The organism is Streptomyces sp. NPDC001219, assembly GCF_053597915.1.
On sequence record NZ_JBSFJF010000028.1, the window covers coordinates 37,029 to 56,002 of the forward strand.

Annotated in this window: 3 protein-coding genes; 2 read left to right on the forward strand and 1 reads right to left on the reverse strand. The window is 71.0% G+C overall.

Annotated features, from left to right (window positions below; genetic code table 11):
• Positions 1-12 precede the first annotated feature (12 nt).
• Positions 13-12,813: a type I polyketide synthase gene (locus ACWC9R_RS19750; RefSeq protein WP_450733148.1), complete on the reverse strand. Its 12,801-nt coding sequence runs from the start codon at positions 12,811-12,813 to the stop codon at positions 13-15.
• Positions 12,814-13,181: 368 nt separating this feature from the next.
• On the opposite strand from ACWC9R_RS19750, the gene ACWC9R_RS19755 reads away from it, so the two are divergent.
• Entirely contained in the window at positions 13,182-14,609 is a 1,428-nt protein-coding gene (locus ACWC9R_RS19755; protein ID WP_450733150.1) for an NDP-hexose 2,3-dehydratase family protein, read from the forward strand.
• A 1,276-nt stretch (positions 14,610-15,885) separates the two neighbouring features.
• Complete coding sequence (locus ACWC9R_RS19760) at positions 15,886-18,705, forward strand: helix-turn-helix transcriptional regulator (protein ID WP_450733152.1); 2,820 nt, start codon at positions 15,886-15,888, stop codon at positions 18,703-18,705.
• Positions 18,706-18,974: the final 269 nt, after the last annotated feature.

Sequence of the window (18,974 nt, forward strand, 5' to 3'; positions counted from 1 at the left end):
GTGCGTTCCGGATCAGCCGGTCCCGAGTTCCCTGTCGATCAGGTCGAACATGTCCTCGTCGCTCGCTTCCGCGAGTTCGTCGTCGACGGTCGCCGGTGGTGGCGGGGTCTGGCCTTCCCATTGGGTGAGCAGGCCGCGCAGTCCCTCGGTGAGCGCCCGCCGGGTGTCGTCGTCACCGGCCGCTTGCAGTGCGCTCGCGACCTGTCGCAGCTCGGGGAGCACGGGGGCCCCGCTCCCTGCCTCCGGTCGCAGCCCCGGTGCCGGTTTCGGTTCGGGCTCCGGTTCGGGCTCCGCGGGCAGGAGCTCGTCCCGCAGATACTCGGCGAGCGCGGTCGGTGTCGGGTGGTCGAAGACCAGAGTGGCGGGGAGCCTGAGCGCGGTGACCGCGTTGAGCCGGTTGCGCAGCTCCACCCCGGTCAGTGAGTCGAAGCCCAGCTCACGGAAGGCCCGCGCAGGCCGGACCGCCTCGGTCGAGGAGTGCCCCAGTACAGCGGACGCATAGGTGCGGACCAGGTCCAGGAGCATCCGCTTACGCCTGGCCTCCGGCAGCGCGGCCAGCCTGCCCGGCAGGTCCGAACCCTTCTCGCCGTCCTCGTCCGCCGTGTCCTCCTGGCCGGCGAGCAGTTGCCGTACGTCCGGCAGCTCGTCCAGAAGCGGACGGGGCCCGCTCACCGTGTAGGCGGGGAGGAAACGGTCCCATCGGATGTCGGCGACGACGAGGGTGGTCTCCCCGTGGTCGACGGCTTCCCGCAGCGCATGTACGGCCAGGCCGGCATCCATTGCGGGGACACCCCGGCGACGCAGCTGCTCGGCCACGGCCTCGTCGACCATGCCGCCCCCGGCCCAGGCACCCCAGGCGAGGGAGGTGGCCGGGCGCCCCTGTGCCCGGCGCCATTCGGCGAGTGCGTCAAGAGCAGCGTTGGCCGCCGCGTAGGGTCCCTGGCCGCCGTTGCCCCACACCCCGGCGCCGGAGGAGAACAGCACGAAGGCGTCCAGCGGGTGATCCGCCAGCAACTCGTCAAGGTGGCAGGCGCCGGAGACCTTGGCGTGTACGGCGGCCATGGCGTCTTCGAGTGAGGTCTCGCCCAGTGGACGGGCCTCGCCGACGACGCCCGCGGTGTGCACGACGGCGGTCAGCGAAGCCTCGTCGGTGAACGAGTCCAGCAGCTTGGCCACCGCGGCCCGGTCGGTCACATCGCATGCGGCCACGGTGACGCGCGTGCCGAGGGCGGTCAGCTCGGCGGACAACTCGGATGCACCGGGGGCGTCCGGGCCGCGCCGGCCGGCGAGCACCAGGTGCTCGGCACCGCCGGCCGCGAGCGCCCGCGCCACATGGGCTCCGAGGGCGCCGGTGCCCCCGGTGATGAGAACGGTGCCGCGCGGCCGCCACGGCTCGGCCACCGCCGACGGGTCGAGGGGCGCGCGCACCATGCGCCGGGCGTGGACACCGGACGGGCGGACCGCATACTCGTCCTGACTGCCGCCGTCACCGCCGAGCAGGGCCAGGAAACGGCGCAGCGCGTCGTCGTCCAGGGTCCCCGGCAGATCGATCAGACCGCCCCAGCGCTCGCTGTGATCGAGGCCGAAGACCCTGGCCAGACCCCAGATCGCCGCCTGGCCGGGGTTGCGTATCGGGTCGGACGCCCGGTGGGGCCCCGGTCCCCCTGCGGCGACGTCGGTGGAGACGGCGCCCTGGGTGACCGCCCAGAGGCGGGCCTTGACCTCCGAGTCGGCGAGTGCCTGGGTGAGGGCCAGGGTGCTGAGCAGACTGCTGGGCACTCCCCGGTGGCCGCCGGCATCCCGGTCGTCCAGCGCGAGCAGCGACACCACGTGCAGCGGGGTGTCAGCATCACCGCACAGCGCCGCCAGCTGTGCCACCAGTTCCGCACGGTCGGCAGTGGCCGATACGGGCATGATGCGGGCCCGGTCGCCGAGACCACGGGAGGTCGCCTGCACGAGGTCGTCGTCCAGGTAGTCGGCGGGAACCACGATCAGCCACCGCCCCGCCAACTCACCCTCCTCCGGCTCGGGTTGGGGTCGCCAGACGATCCGGTAGCGCCAGCTGTCCACCGTGCTCCGCCGCTGCCGACCCTGCCGCCACGACGACAGCACCGGCAACACCTCACCCAAGGCCCCCGGCTCCGCCAGCCCCAACGTCGCCGCCAGGCCCTCCAGATCCGCACGCTCCACCGCGTCCCAGAACCGCGCATCCACCGGGTCGACCACACCGTCCACCGCCGGCTGCCCGGACTCCAGCCAGTAGCGGCGGCGCTGGAAGGCGTAGGTGGGCAGGTCCACGAGCCGCGGACGATGCGCGGCGAAGGCCGGGGACCAGTCCACCTCCACACCGTTCACATACAGCTCACCGAGGGAGGTGTAGAGCCGCGACAGACCACCGTCGTCACGACGCAGGGACCCTGTCACCACCGCCTCCCCGCCCGCAGCCTCGACAGTCTCCTGAAGCGGCACGGTGAGCACGGGGTGCGGGCTGACCTCAACGAACGTGCGGTGACCGGCCTCGATGAGGGCTTCGACGGCGGGCGCGAACTCCACGGTTCGCCGTAGGTTGGTGAACCAATAGGCGGCATCCATCTCCGCCGTGTCCAGCCACTCCCCCGTCACCGTGGAGAACAGCGGTACGGACGACGTACGGGGTGCGACGGGCGTCAAAACTTCCAGCAACTCCTCGCGGATGGACTCCACATGAGCCGAGTGTGAGGCGTAATCCACCTCGATCCGACGCGCACGGATCTCGCGCTCCCGGCACCCGTCCATCAGCTCGTCCAGCGCATCCGCATCACCGGAGACCACGACAGACGACGGGCCGTTGACCGCCGCGACAGAAACGCGGCCATCCCAGGGCTCGATCAGCTCCGCGACCTCGGACGAGGACAGGGCCACGGACACCATCCCGCCACGGCCCGACAACGCACGGATCGCCTTGCTGCGCAGGGCCACCACCCGGGCACCGTCGTCCAGACTCAACGCTCCGGCGACACAAGCGGCCGCGATCTCCCCCTGGCTATGACCGACGACCGCCGCAGGCTCCACACCATGGGCGCGCCACACCTCGGCCAACGACACCATCACGGCCCACAACACCGGCTGGACCACATCGACCCGGTCCAAGCCCGGCGCACCTTCCGCCCCACGCAACACACCACTCAACGACCAGTCCGTGAACGGCTCCAACGCCGCCTCACACTCTCCCAACCGTTCAGCGAACACCGGCGAGGAATCCAACAACTCCACCGCCATCCCCGCCCACTGCGACCCCTGACCCGGGAACACAAACACCGTCCTGCCCGGATCACCCACCGCAGCAGCCGAACTCAACTCTCCCAACTTTGCGGCCAGTTCATCGGAATCCGAACCCACAATCACCGCCCGGTACTCAAACGACGACCGCGACGCCACCAACGACCAACCCACATCAACCGGCGACCAGCCAGCCCCCGCCACCCGCCTCGCCAACCGCTCCGCCTGCCCCACCAACGCATCAGCAGAACGCCCGGACACCACCCACGGCACCACCACGCCATCGGAGGCCGAAGACGCAGAAAAGACCGAAGCCGACTCCCCTTCCTGTTCCTGCTCAGGCTCCTCCGCCTGCTCGACGATCACATGTGCATTGGTCCCGCTGATCCCGAAGGCGGAGATTCCGGCGCGGCGCGGACGGTCGTCCTCCGCCGTCCACGGCCGGGCCTCGGTCAGCAGCTCCACCGCGCCCGACGACCACTCCACGTGCGGCGACGGCTCGTCCACATGCAAGGTCGCCGGCAATTCGGCATGCCGCACGGCGAGCACCGTCTTCATGACACCGGCCATCCCGGAAGCGGTCTGGGTGTGCCCGATGTTCGACTTGACCGAGCCGAGCCACAGCGGCCGGTCCGCCTCCCGCCCCTGCCCGTAGGTGGCCAGCAACGCCTGCGCCTCGATCGGATCACCCAGCGACGTACCGGTGCCGTGCGCCTCCACCACGTCCACCTCACCGGCCGCCAGACCGGCATCGGCCAGCGCGGCCCGAATCACCCGCTGCTGCGAAGGACCGTTCGGGGCGGTCAGGCCATTCGACGCACCGTCCTGGTTGATCGCCGTTCCACGGACCACCGCCAGCACCGGGTGCCCGTTGCGGCGGGCGTCCGACAGGCGTTCCACCAGCAGCACGCCGACGCCCTCGGACAGCGCGAAGCCGTCGGCCGCCGCCGCGAACGGCTTGCACCGCCCGTCCCGCGCCAGCCCCCGCTGACGGCTGAAGCCGATGAACGGCCCGGGATCAGCCATCACCATCGCGGCTCCCGCGACGGCGAGCGAGCACTCCCCCGAGCGGAGCGCGCGCACGGCCATGTGCAGGGCGACCAGTGACGACGAGCATGCCGTGTCGACCGTTACGGCCGGGCCTTCCAGTCCCAGGGTGTAGGCGACCCGGCCGGATGCCACGCTGGTGGCCGCACCGGTCGCGAGATATCCCTCGATCTGCCCGGGGTCCGCCGCGCGGAGGCGGTTCCCGTACTCCTGGTCGGTGACACCCATATAGACGCCGGTCCCGCTGCCCCGCAGGGACTTGGGGTCGATGCCCGCACGCTCGAAAACCTCCCAGGAGGTCTCCAGGAGGAGCCGCTGCTGCGGGTCCATCGCCAGGGCCTCGCGCGGCGAGATCCCGAAGAACTCGGCGTCGAAGTCACCGGCGTCGCGCAGGAATCCGGATTCCCGGACGTAGCTGCTGCCCGGCTGGTCGGCATCGGGGTCGTAGAGGCCCTCCAGGTCCCAACCGCGGTCGGTGGGGAAGGCGGACATCGCATCGGTGCCCTCCCGCACCAGCCGCCACAGGTCCTCGGGCGACTGGACGCCCCCCGGGTAGCGGCAGGCCATGGACACGATCGCGATCGGGTCGGCCTCTGCGGAGACGGGCGCGGGCACAGCCACGGGCTCGGGCGCCGCGGACGGCTTCGCGGCGGGTTCCTCCTCGCCGGTGATCTCGGTGCCGACGTAGCCGGCGAGCGCGGCCGGGCTGGGGTGGTCGAACACGACGGTCCGTGGCAGTCGCAGCCCGGTGGCTCGGCTCAGGCGGTTGCGCAGTTCGACGGCGGTCAGGGAGTCAAAACCCAGCTCCTTGAAGGGGCGTTCGGAGTCCACGGGGGCCGTCTTGTCATGACCGAGCACGGCGGCGGTCTGTTCGCGGACGAGATCCAGCAGTACGGCGGTGCGGTGCCGGGCATCGAGTCCGGCCAGCCGCTCGGCGAGCAGCGACCGTGCGGACCCGCGCACCGTGCCATCGCTGCCGTCGCCCCCGCTCCCGCCCCCGTCCCCGTCTCCGCCTCGCCCCTTGTTCTCGTCCTCGCCCTTGTCCACCGCGAGTTGGGGGATCTCCGTGAGCAGTCGGCTCGGCCGTACCGAGGTGAAGACGCTGCTGAAGCGCTGCCAGTCCACCTCGGCGACCGCGATCGAGGTGTCGCCGTGGTCGAGCGCCTGCTGAAGCGCGGTGAGCGCGGTGTCCGGGTCGATGACGGGCACTCCGCGGCGCCGCAGTACCTCGTGAATCGAGTCGGCGATCATGCCGCCGCCGGCCCAGGGGCCCCAGGCGACCGACATTACCGGCAGCCCGTCGGCCCTGCCCCGTTCGGCATGGGCGTCGAGGAGGGCGTTGGCCGCCGCGTATGCGCCGTGGTCGGCCACTCCCCAGGTGCCGGAGATGGACGAGAAGTAGACGACGGCGTCGAGTTGTGCGGGGTCGAGCACGGAGGACAGATGGCCGGCGCCGGCGACCTTGCCGACGAGCGCCGCCGCGAGGTCCTCCGGCCCGGCTCCGGCCAGCGGGCCGAGGGCGCTGACACCGGCGGCGTGCACCACGGCCCGCACCGGTTCCCCGTCCTGCTCGATCTGCCGCACGAGGTCCGCCACCGCCTGCTGATCGCCGAGGTCGCAGCCCGCCACGGTGACCTGAACACCCTGGTCACGGAGTTCGGAGCACAGTGCGGCCACGCCGGGGGCATCGGCGCCACGACGACCGGTGAGGACGAGATGTTCCGCGCCCTGGTCGGCGAGCCAACGGGCGATATGGGCGCCCAGCGCTCCGGTGCCGCCGGTGACGAGGGCGGTGCCGCGCGGCCGCCAGGAACGCCGCGGAGTCACACCGGCGACCGGTGCGGGAACCAGCCGCCGCCCGAACAGGGCGGCCCCGCGGACAGCGAGCTGGTCCTCGTCGTCTCCGGCTGCCAGTATCCGCGCCATCAGCGCCGCCGACCGGTCGTCCACCGCCGGCTGACCACCGGCCTGGGCGGCGGGCATGTCGATCAGCCCACCCCACCGCTCCGGGTGCTCCAGCGCGGCGACCCGACCGAGCCCCCAGATCCCGGCCTGATCGGGATTCACCGGCGCACCGTCCTGGCCCGTGGAGCCAGCGGTGGAGCCACCGGTGGCGACCGCACCTCGGGTAACGCACCACAGCGGGGCACCGACCCCGGCGTCTCCGAGCGCCTGAAGCAGTGCGAGCGTGAGCGACAGGCCGGTGGGAACAGAGGGGTGGGTACGGTCCGGCCGTTCCTCCAGGGCCAGTAGTGACAGCACTCCGGCGTACGGAGCGGACTCGGCGCGCAGCAGTTCCACCAGCTCGGCGCCGTCCTGCACCGTCAGCGAGTGGATGCGTGCGCCCGCTTCCTCCAACGCCTCCCGGGCATCCTGCACGAGAGCGTCGTCCTCGTACCCGGCCGGAACCACCACGAGCCAGCTGCCGTCGAGTTGCCCGGCGGCCGGCTCGGTGAGCGGCCGCCACACAACGCGATAGCGCCACCCGTCCGCTGTCTCGCGCTGCCGCCGGCTCCGGTGCCACGACGACAGCGCAGGAAGCACCTCGTTCAGGGTCTCGACGCCGGGCAGCCCGAGCGTGCCCACCAGCGCTTCCGCGTCCTGGTCGCCGACGGCCGTCCAGAACGCCTCTTCCTCTGGGGATACGGCCACGGCCGGCGCAACCGGCTCCAGCCAGAAGCGCTGCCGCTGGAACGCATACGTCGGCAACTCCACCCGGTGCGGGCGCCGGTCGGCGAACACGGGGGACCAGTCGATGTCGACACCGTTCGCATACAGCTCCCCGAGGGAGGTGTAGAGCCGCGTCAGACCACCGTCGTCACGACGCAACGTCCCCGTCACCACCGCCTCCACACCGGCAGCCTCGGCAGTCTCCTGAAGCGGCACGGTGAGCACGGGATGCGGGCTGACCTCCACAAACGTACGGTGACCGGCCTCGACAAGAGCCTCAACGGCAGGCGCGAACTCCACGGTCCGCCGCAGGTTCGCATACCAGTAACCGGCGTCCATCTCCCCCGTGTCCAGCCACTCCCTCCTCACCGTCGAAAACAGCGGCACGGACGACTTCCGGGGCACGACCGGCGCCAGAGCCTCCAGCAGCTCCTCACGGATCGACTCCACATGAGCCGAATGCGAGGCGTAGTCCACCTCGATCCGACGAGCCCGCACCCCACGCTCCCGGCACTGCGCCACCAGCTCATCCAGCGCATCCGCATCACCGGACACCACCACCGACGACGGCCCATTGACCGCCGCAACCGAAACCCGACCACCCCACGGCTCGATCAACTCCGCGACCTCGGACGAGGACAGCGCCACCGACACCATCCCGCCACACCCCGACAGCGCACGGATCGCCCTACTCCGCAGCGCCACCACCCGAGCGCCATCCTCCAGACTCAACGCCCCCGCCACACACGCCGCCGCAATCTCCCCCTGGCTATGACCGACCACCGCCGCAGGCTCCACACCATGAGCCCGCCACACCTCCGCCAACGACACCATCACCGCCCACAACACCGGCTGCACCACATCCACCCGATCCAGACCCGGCGCCCCGTCCACCCCACGCAACACACCACTCAACGACCAGTCCGTGAACGGCTCCAACGCCGCCCCACACTCCGCCAACCGACCCGCGAACACCGGCGAGGAATCCAACAACTCCACCGCCATCCCCACCCACTGCGACCCCTGACCCGGGAACACGAACACCGCTCCTGGACCGGGGGCAGCGGGTACGGAGCCGGTGGCGGTGTGGGGGCCGGTGTCGCCCTCGGCCACGGCGTGCAGGGCCGCGAGCAGCGAAGCAGGGGCGTCGCCGATGAGCACCGCTCGGTGTTCCATTGCCGCGCGGGTCGTGAGCAGGGAGTGCGCCACGTCGTACGGTGCGGCGTCGGGGAGGGAATCGAGATGGGTGGCGAGCGCGGCCGTCTGTGCGCGCAGTGCGTTCGGGGTACGGCCATGTACGACCCATGGCACAACCGGACGCCCGGCGGCGCCGTCGCCCGCTTCTGCACCGCCCTGCTCCGCGGTGCCACCCTGCTGGGCGGTCCCGTCCCGCTCCGCGTCGCCGCCCGCCCCGTGCGGGGCTTCCGACGGACGCTGTTCCACGATCACATGCGCATTGGTGCCGCTGATGCCGAACGACGAGACTCCGGCCCGGCGCACCTGCCCGTTCCCCTCCCACGGCTGCGCCGCGGTGAGCAGCCGTACCGTGCCTGCCGACCAGTCCACATGCGGGGACGGTGCATCGAGGTGCAGGGTTTCCGGCAGGAGGCGGTGTTGCAGCGCGAGCACCATCTTGATGACTCCCGCGACCCCGGCGGCGGCCTGGGTGTGCCCCATGTTGGACTTGAGCGAGCCGAGCCACAGTGGCCGGTCCTCTTCGCGGTCCTTGCCGTACGTGGCGAGGATCGCCTCGGCCTCGATGGGGTCGCCCAGCGTCGTCCCGGTACCGTGCGCCTCGACCGCGTCGACCTCGGACGGCTGCAGCCCGGCTGCGGCGAGCGCGGCCCGGATCACACGCTCCTGCGAGGGCCCGTTGGGGGCGCTGAGGCCGTTCGAGGCGCCGTCCTGATTGGTGGCGCTGCCGCGTATCACGGCCAGCACCGGGTGGCCGTTGCGCCGGGCGTCCGACAGGCGTTCCAGCAGCAGGATTCCGGCGCCCTCGCCCCAGGCCGTGCCGTCGGCGGCAGCGGCGAAGGGCTTGCACCGTCCGTCCGGCGCCAGTCCCCGCTGCCGGCTGAACTCCACGAACATTCCCGGCCGGGACATCACCGTCGCCCCGCCGGCGAGCGCGAGTGTGCACTCTCCGCCGCGCAGCGCCTGCGCCGCCAGATGCAGTGCCACCAGGGATGACGAGCACGCCGTGTCCACGCTGATGGCCGGCCCCTCAAGACCGAGCGTGTAGGCGATGCGTCCGGAGGCGACGCTCGTGGTCGTTCCGGTGAGGACATGCCCCTCGACCTGGTGGCTCGCCTGGTGGAGACGGGGGCCGTACTCCTGCGCCATCGCACCGACGAACACACCCGTGCGACTGCCGCGGACTCCCGCCGGGTCGATACCTGCCCGTTCCAGCGCCTCCCAGGAGGTCTCCAGGAGAAGCCGCTGCTGCGGGTCCATCGCCAGGGCCTCGCGCGGCGAGATCCCGAAGAACCCGGCGTCGAAGGACGCGGCGTCCAGGAACCCGCCCTCGCGTACGTAACTGGTGCCCGAACGTTCGGGGTTCGGGTCGTACAGGCCGTCGGTGTTCCAGCCCCGGTCGGTGGGAAACGGCGACACCACGTCCACGCGGTCCCGCAGCACCTGCCAGAGGTCTTCGGGCGACCGCACGCCACCGGGGTAGCGGCAGGCCATCGCGACGATGGCGATCGGCTCATCGGGATCGACGGCCGGGCGGTGCGCTGGTTCCAGGGCGCTGCTGCCGCCCAGGAATTCCGCGTCGATATGGCGGGCCAGCCGGGCGGGAGAGGGATGGTTGTACAGCGCCGTGGACGGCAGCCGCACCGCGAGCGCCCGGTTCAGCCGATTGCGCAGCTCCACCGAGGTGACCGAGTCGAAGCCCAGATCCTTGAAGGTCCGGCCCGCGTTGATGGCGGAGGGCTCCCGATGGCCGAGCACCGCGGCAGCGTTGTCCCGTACGACATCGAGCGTCGGCCGGCCCGCCGCGGGGCCGGTGGGCGTGGCGTCGGCGGTCGTGGCGTCGGCGGGCCGGGCCGGCTCCTGGGAAGCGGTCCGGCCGGGACGCTCGGCGGCGGTGTGCTCCACCCACTGCCGCTCGCGCTGGAAGGCGTAGGTGGGCAGATCCAGGAGCTGGGGACGATGGGCGGCGAAGGCCGGGGACCAGTCGACGTCCACCCCGTTCACGTACAGCTCGCCCAGTGAGAGGTAGAACCGGACGAGCCCGCCCTCGCCCCGGCGCAGCGTGCCCACCACCACCGCCTCAGGAGCCGCGTCCTCCACCGTCTCCTGCACCGGCATCGTCAGCACCGGATGCGGGCTGACCTCCACGAACGTGCGGTGACCTGCTGCGATCAGGGCTTCGACGGCAGGCGCGAACTCCACGGTCCGCCGCACATTCGCATACCAATACCCGGCATCCATCGCCGCCGTGTCCAGCCACTCCCCCGTCACCGTGGAGAACAACGGCACGGAAGACTCCCGCGGCGTGATGGGTGCCAGGGCCTCCCTCAGCGTCTCCTCGATGGACTCCACATGCGCCGAATGCGAGGCGTAGTCCACCTCGACCCGTCGCGCGCGCACCCCACGCTCCCGGCACTGCGCCACCAACCGGTCCAGAACATCACCATCACCGGACACCACCACCGACGACGGACCGTTGACCGCCGCAACCGAGACCCGACCGTTCCATGCCTTGATCAACTCCTCCGTCTCGGGCCGGGGCAACGCCACCGACACCATCCCGCCACGCCCCGACAGCGCACGGATCGCCCTACTCCGCAGCGCCACCACCCGAGCGCCATCCTCCAGACTCAACGCCCCGGCGACACAAGCCGCCGCGATCTCCCCCTGGCTATGACCGACCACCGCCGCAGGCTCCACACCATGAGCCCGCCACACTTCCGCCAACGACACCATCACCGCCCACAACACCGGCTGCACCACATCCACCCGGTCCAGACCCGGCGCCCCGTCCACCCCACGCAACACACCACTCAACGACCAGTCCGTGAACGGCTCCAACGCCGCCCCACACTCCGCCAACCGACCCGCAAACACCGGCGACGAGTCCAACAACTCCACCGCCATCCCCACCCACTGCGACCCCTGACCCGGGAACACGAACACCGTCCCGCCAGCGCGGTCGGACACTTCGCCGAGTGTCACCGCGGCATCGGCATGTCCCTCCGCCACCGCGCGCACCCCGGAGGTCAGTTCGCCGGTCTCGGCCCCGACGATGACCGCCCGGTGCTCGAACGAGGACCGCGACGCCACCAGCGACCAACCCACATCGACCGGCGACAGACCACCCCCCGTCACCCGCGACACCAACCGCTCCGCCTGCCCCGCCAACGCCCCCGCGGAACGCCCCGACACCACCCACGGCACCACCACGCCCCCGCCCGCACCCGCACCCGCACCCGCTCCGGAGGACACGACCGTCGGCGCAGCAGCACCCTCACCCTCGGCCGACTCCGTCCCATCAGGCCGATCGGACTGCTCGTGCGGCTCGGTCCGCCCCACGATCAGATGCGCGTTCGTACCGCCCATGCCGAACGACGAGACACCAGCGACGAGTTGACGGTCCTGCTGCGCCGTCCATGTACAAGACTCCGTCTGCACCCGCAGGTTCAGGGCGTCGAGCGGAATGTCGGGGTGGGGTGTGCTGAAGTTCAGGCTCGGCACGAGGTGTCCGTGCTCCACGCACAGCACCGCCTTCAGCAGCCCTGCGATTCCCGCGGCCCCTTCCAGGTGGCCGATGTTCGACTTGACCGAACCCACCGGCAGCGGGGTGCTCCGTCGTGGGTCGGTGCCGAGGGCGGCGCCGAGAGCCGCTGCCTCGATGGGGTCGCCGACCCTGGTGCCGGTGCCGTGCAGCTCCACATAGCCGATATCGCCGGGGTGGACGCCGGCACGTTCGCAGGCCAGGCGCAGCACCTCTTCCTGCGCTGCGGCATCCGGGGTGGTGAGTCCGGGCCCGCCGCCGTCGTTGTTGACCGCTCCGCCACGGATCACACAGTGGACCTGGTCGCCGTCCGCCAGCGCCCTGGCCAGCGGCTTGAGGACGACCAGGCCGCCTCCCTCGCCGCGTACGAACCCATTGGCACGGGCGTCGAAGGTGTGGCAGAGGCCGCTCGGGCTGAGTGCGCCGAGGCGGGACATGGCGATGGTGCTCTCGGGGGCGAGATTGAGGTGCACCCCGCCGGCCAGGGCGGTGTGGCAGTCTCCGCGACGCAGACTGTCGCATGCGGCCTGGACCGCCACGAGCGACGAGGACTGAGCGGTGTCCAGCGTCATGCTGGGGCCGCGCAGACCGAGGTGGTAGGAGAGGCGGTTGGCGATGAGTCCGCGGTTGAGGCCGGTCGGGGTGTGGTGGTCGAGTGCCGCGGGGCCCTGCTGGTGGACGAGCAGGGCGTAGTCCTCGACGGTGGCTCCGATGTACACCCCGGTCCGGTGGCCGTGGAGGCGTTCGGGGCGGATGCGGGCGTTCTCCAGGGCCTCCCAGCCGAGTTCGAGGGCGAGTCGCTGCTGCGGGTCCATCGACTGCGCCTCGCGCGGTGAGACGCCGAAGAAGGTGGCGTCGAAGGCGGCGACCTCGTCGAGGAAGCCGCCCCGGGCCGGCTCGGACACCCCTGACCGCTCCAGGAGTTCGGCGGCCCAGCGGTCGGCGGGTGCCTCGGTGACGGCGCTTCTGCCGTCGCGGAGGAGTTCCCAGAGGGCGTCGGGGTCGGCTGCCCCGGGCAGGCGGCAGGAAAGGCCGATGACCGCGATCGGCTCGCCGTGTGGCGAGGGAATCGTGGAGCCCGCGGATTCCGACCCGTTCATCAATCGCACTCCCTACGCGAAGCGGCACCGGCTTGCGCTCACCGTTCCACAGCGACGGGCTCCGAAAGGTGGGCCGAAGGCCACCTCTAGGGGAACTCCTAGGCGCGGCGGAGGCTCCTTCCGCACGGCCCTGAGCAGGACTTCCGTACCGCCCTGAGCAGGGCTTCCGCCTCGGTGCGCGCCCGCTTGCCGCAAGCCTTCGGCGACGGACCCCGGTACCCGTCTCGCGGGCGCCTGGGTGCCTTGGCCACCCCTCCCGCCCCGCCGGCCATCGCGGACGAGGCACACAGGACTAGGTGAATGCCAGAAGTCCCCGGTGCAGGCTGTGAGGGGAGAGAGCGGCCGTCCGGCGCCGCACACACATCGGCATGGAGGGTGCAGCAATGCATGTGGACAGCGCAGTGGGGCCGTTGCGCTCATCCGGCCCCGCACTGTCTTCCCGGCGGGCGGCGGGACTGTCCGGCCGGCTCGCCGCCTCCGCGCTCGCCATGGAGGGCGGGGTGATGAGCAACGAGGCGTTTCACACGTGGTTCGAGGAGCGGCAGCATACCCATGCGCTGGAGGTCAGCCGGATACCCTTCGAGGAACTGCGGGGCTGGAACTTCGCTCCCGGAAGCGGGAACCTGCGGCATGACAGCGGGCGCTTCTTCTCCGTCGAGGGCATCCGGGTCCGCTCCGACTACGGGCCGGTGCGTGAGTGGTGCCAGCCGATCATCCACCAGCCGGAGATCGGTGTGCTGGGCATCGCGGTCCGCGAGATCGACGGGGTGCTGCACTGCCTGATGCAGGCCAAGCCGGAGCCGGGGAACATCAACGGGGTGCAGCTCTCCCCCACGGTGCAGGCCACCAAGAGCAACTACACGCGGGTGCACGGCGGTTCCGCCGTGCCGTACATCGACTGCTTCATCGACCCCGATCCGCGCCGGGTGCTGGCCGATGTGCTCCAGTCCGAGCAGGGGTCGTGGTTCTTCCGCAAGCGCAACCGCAACATGGTGGTCGAGGTGGGCCCCGAGGTCGAGGCGGGCGAGGACTTCTGCTGGGTCACGCTGGGCCAGCTCGGTGCGCTGCTGCGCCATTCCGATCTGGTGAACATGGATGCCCGTACGGTGCTGTCCTGCATCCCCGACTGGCGCGCGGGTACGTCGACGGCCCATGCCGGCCTGCACTCCGATACGGAGATCCGCAGCTGGGTCACGACGCGACGGGCCCGGCACGAGATCACCACCGAGCCGCTGCCGCTGCGCGAGGCAGCGGGCTGGCGCCGCTCGGACGAGGCGATCTCGCATGAGAGCGGGCTCTTCTTCAGCATCGTCGCCGTCGATGTCAGCTCGCACCGGCGTGAGGTCCCGGCCTGGTCACAGCCGCTGCTCGAACCGCACGGGCTGGGGATCGCCGCGCTGCTGGTGAAGCGGATCGGCGGGGTGCCGCACGCGCTGCTGAGCGCACGGGTCGAGCCGGGTTTCCTCGATGTGGTGGAGCTGGGACCGACGGTGCAGTGCACTCCGGAGAGCCATGCCCATCTTCCGGCCGCGGACCGTCCCCGGTATCTCGATGCCGTGCTGGAGCGCGGTCCGGAGCGGACGCTGTTCGACGCCGTGCTGTCGGAGGAGGGCGGCCGCTTCCACCATGCCCGCAGTCGCTACCTGATCATCGAGGTGGACGAGGGCTTTCCGACGGAGGTGCCCGAGGACTTCCGATGGGTGACGCTCTGTCAGATGAATGAACTGCTGAAGTACAGCCACCACCTGAACGTGCAGGCCAGGACCCTGGTCGCGGGGATGAGGACGCTCCCGTAGCCGGGATGGACGCATGCGTCACCGGCGTTCCGGGCCGCCCCGGAACGCCGGTGCCGTAGGCGTTTCCGCGTCCCCGGGGCAGGTGCGTTGTGCTGCGCCGCCCACCCGACCCGGTCCGGTCGGCCGGACGACGGCACCCCGCAGGCCGCTCAGTACGGCTCCCAGGTCAGCACGGCCGGCTCCCCGGCATTGACGCCCGGGACGGTGCCCCTGCTGTTCCGCTGTCCAGTGTTCCGTTCCACTGTCCAGGTCGGCCATGCCTCGCATCCTGTGGTCGCTGCACGTGAGGCGTCAACGGCCACAGGTCACTTCTGTGGATTTCCCTAGAAGAGTGGCCGAACTCGCTCACGGCCAGGGCATGGAACCGGCCACGACCTGCGCCGATGCGATCCGCGACGTTCGGCCCCGCAGATCGGGCCGTTGGTCCGGTTGACACCCCTCACCTGGGGTTCCACGATTCTCGTGAACTTGTCAGACAGCCGAACAGCCATGACTGAGGGGTTCAGATCCGGCTGCCCGTGCACCCCATGAGGCGACCGGACCGTCGCGCCTCACCCCGGCCACAAGCCAGGGGCCCCGGCGGAGGAGAAGCCTCATATTCTCCTCAAGAACCTCGCAGTACACCTGAGATGCGTGCGTAACATTGGCCATACCGTCACCACTGGGCAGCGCCCGCGAATTCCCGCTTTGCCGTCACCGTGCGATCCACCGTGTCTGCGCCGCCCGGAGCCGCACCGAACCCGAACTCCTGCGAAATATTTCATGACGGATACCTGTCACAGTCGAATCTCTTTCCCCGGGACCGTTACCGTCGAGTATTTCCTTACAGCCCTTCAGAGATCGGCTTGGACGCCCTTCGATTGCGGCCCCAGCGCATCGCGCAACGCCCCCGAGCGGGTTTCACAGAACGATGTGGCAACCTTGAACGCGGAGAACGACGAAATTCCCGTGCAGCACACTGCCGTTGGAAGGTGAACGCCGACAGGAAGCAACAGAGACCAGCTCGCTGCAATACACGCCGGGCGCTCGGCGTAAGCGGCAGAAACCCGGCAGGCTGCCTCGACCGCACTGCCCCGCCGGTTTTTTGCGCTTCCTGCCCCTTCGCCGGTGCCACCCACGGCGGCATGTCCGTAGCAGTACGCACCCTGCGCGCCGAACACCGGCGGCGGTGCGGTCGGGAAATGCCCGGTACCGCGCCCGCTTGTCCGCGCAGTGTGCGACACCTCGGCACACGCCGCTGCAAGAACAGCTCGCGGTCTGAAGGGACCTGAACCTGATGTTGCTGGACCGCGAGGTGGAACTCGACCTGGCAGCCACCGTCCTCGGAAGCGGGCGAGGCGCGCTGGTACTGGTCACCGGTCCGTTGGGGGTCGGCAAATCAGCACTCCTCGACGGCATCGGCGCCCTCCGCGCGGCGCGGGGAGCCCTGCACCTGCGGGTGAACGCGGCGCCGATGGAGCGGGACTTCCCCCTGGGGGCGGCCCGCCAGCTCCTGGAACCGGCGCTACGGCACGCCTCGCCCGAGGAGATGGCGCGATGGACAGCGGGGAACGCGAGCCAGGCGCGCAGCGTGCTCGACGCCGGCCGGCCGGTGGGTGCGGAACCGGCACAGCCCGTTCTGGACAGCCTCACCGCGCTCGTCGAGAACATGGCCCGCGACCAGCCCGTTCTGCTGCTCGTCGACGAGCTGCAGTGGGCGGACCCGGCCACCCTCCAGTGGCTGCGGCACCTGAGCGGGCGGCTCGCCGGCCTGCCGGTGCTGCTGGTGTGTGCCGTCCGCGAGGGCGACGACCTGGCCGGGCATCCGGCGGTCCAGGGGGTCATCGGACATGCCACGCACATCCTGCGCCCGGGAAACCTCGCCTGGAAGGACACTCACGCGCTGATCCGCCGGTACCACGGCGAAGCGCCGGACGGGGTGTTCGCCGCGGCCTGCCAGCAGGCAACCGGCGGCAATCCCCTGATCCTCCACTGCCTTCTGGCGGATTCCGCGCACCGGGACCTCCAGCCCGTCGCGGACAACGCGGAGGCCGCCGCCGCGCTCCGGCCCGCCGCGCTGCGACACCGGCTGCTGCTGCGCCTGGACGCGCAGGCGGAGCAGGTCAGGAGGGTTGCGCGGGCCATGGCCGTGCTCGGGGACGACACGACCCCGGAGCTGCTGAGCAAGCTGGCCGAGGTGGACGCCACCGGGCGGGACCACGCCCTGCGGAAGCTGACAGCTCTCGGTCTGACGACCGGCGAACAGCCTCCCCGGTATGTGCACGCCCTCGTGCAGGAGGCGGTGGCGGAGGGCATACCCCCGGAGGAACGGGCCGCCATGCACGCGCTGGCGGCCGAGCTGCTGCACCGGTCCGGCCGGCCGCCCGAGCAGGTGGCGAGGCATCTGATGGCCCTCACCGCACCGACCTACGCATGGGCCACCGACGTGCTGCGCGCGGCGGCGGGCACCGCGCAGGGCAGGGGCGCGCCCGAGGTCGCCGCACGCTATCTGCGGCGGGCCCTGATGGGCCGTTCACCGGACGGGGAAAGGGCGGAACTGCTGGTCGACCTGGCCACGTCGGAACGCAGCTTCGCCCCCTACACGTCCGTGCGGCACATCGCCCAGGCCGTCCTGCTGTGCGACGGCCCCGTACGGCGCGCGCGGGCCGTGGTGCGGCTGGCGCCCAGCGCGTTCTCCTCGACGCTGCTGCCCGTCCACGAGCTGCTGCAGGAGGCGGCGGACGCGCTGGGGCCCGTGGACCGGCTGCACGGACCGGAACGGGAGCTGGCGCTGCGCGTGGAGGCCCGCGTCCGGCAGTCGACGCTGTCCGATCCGGAGAAGCTGGCCGACTCCGTGGCCCGTCTCGTCGGTCTGGGTCCCGAGCCGAAGACCGGCACCGTGGCCGAGCGGGAGCTGCTCGCCCCGCTGATCGGTGCCGCGACGTTCGCCAACGCGCTGCCCGCCCATGAGGTGGCACAGCTCGCGAAGCGTGTCCTGGAGAGCGAGCCGGCCCTGCCCGCGCATGTGCACACCACCATGCCGCTGGTGGTGGCCGCCCTCGTGGCCGCGGACGCCATCGAGGAGCTGAGTTCCTGGCTCGACGCGGTCCAGCAGAACGCGGCGGGGCGGCAGACGCGCGTGGAGCAGGCGCTGATCGGCACCGAGCAGGCACTCGTCTCGCTGGCCCGCGGCCGTCTGACGGTCGCCAAGAAGCAGGCGCTCGCCGCCTTCGAACTGGCCGGGTCGAAGCACGAGGAGGTCTTCACCCTGTCGTCCATGACCCTCGCCACGTGCGCGATCCTCACCGGGGACGACCAGCTCGCCGACCGGCTGCTCGCCGTCAAGTACCGGGCGGAGGAAGATCCGTATGTGTGGTCGGGACTGGCCATGCTGAAGGGGCAGAGCGCGGCGCGGAAGGGCGATCTGGAAGCGGCTCTGGGCCACTTCCTCGACGCCGGACGGCGTCTCGAACAGTGCGGATGGCACAACCCGGCGCTGCTCCCCTGGGCCTCGGCCGCCGCGTTTCTGCACCTCTACCTCGGCGAACGCGAGCAGGCCAGGGAGCTGAGCGCGCTGGAGGTGAAATGGGCCCGCGCCTGGGGGGCGCCGGGGCCGCTCGGCCGGGCACTGCGCGTGTACAGCCACATGGTCGAGGGGCCGGGCAGCACCGACGTGCTCCGAGAGGCCGTGGAGGTCCTCCAGCTGTCCGCCAACCGCTTCGAGCTGTGCCAGGCCCTGCTGGACCTCGGTGCGCGCCTCGGCCCGGCCGACTCCCATGGCCGCGCGGCACTGCGCCGGGCCCACGCCGAGGCAGTCGCCTGCGACACCCCCTGGCTGGCCCGGCGAGCGGAGGAACTGCTGGCCGAGGCACCGCCGGACCCGGAGGCCACCCGCGGCCAACTGACCCCCGCGGAGCGGAAGGTCGCCGAGCTGGCCGCCTCGGGGATGACGAACCAGGCGATCGCCAACGAGCTGAACATCACGTGCCGTGCCGTGGAAAAGCATCTGACGAATTGCTACCGCAAGATGTCAATTCCCGGGCGAGTGCATCTCTCCGATGCATTGCGAGAACTCGACCGGCAGCCCAACTCGCCCGCTGCGGCGGCGCCCTACTGACCTCCGCACCCTCGTCTTTGTCGTAGAGGCCGGCGTCGCCTGGTGGCGCCGGCCTCTCTCAACAATCGCACCATGACAAAGAGTTATTGCTACCGCACCGTATTGATACCGAACCACCGCACCGGGACACCACAGTGTTTTGCTATTTGCCACATGTCGCGTTGACTCCCGGGATGCGGCCTTCCTAGGGTTCTGATCAGCGGAATACCAATGCAAGAAAGGCACTTCGCTCCGTGGACCGATGGAGCGAGGACGACCAATGCCTCATT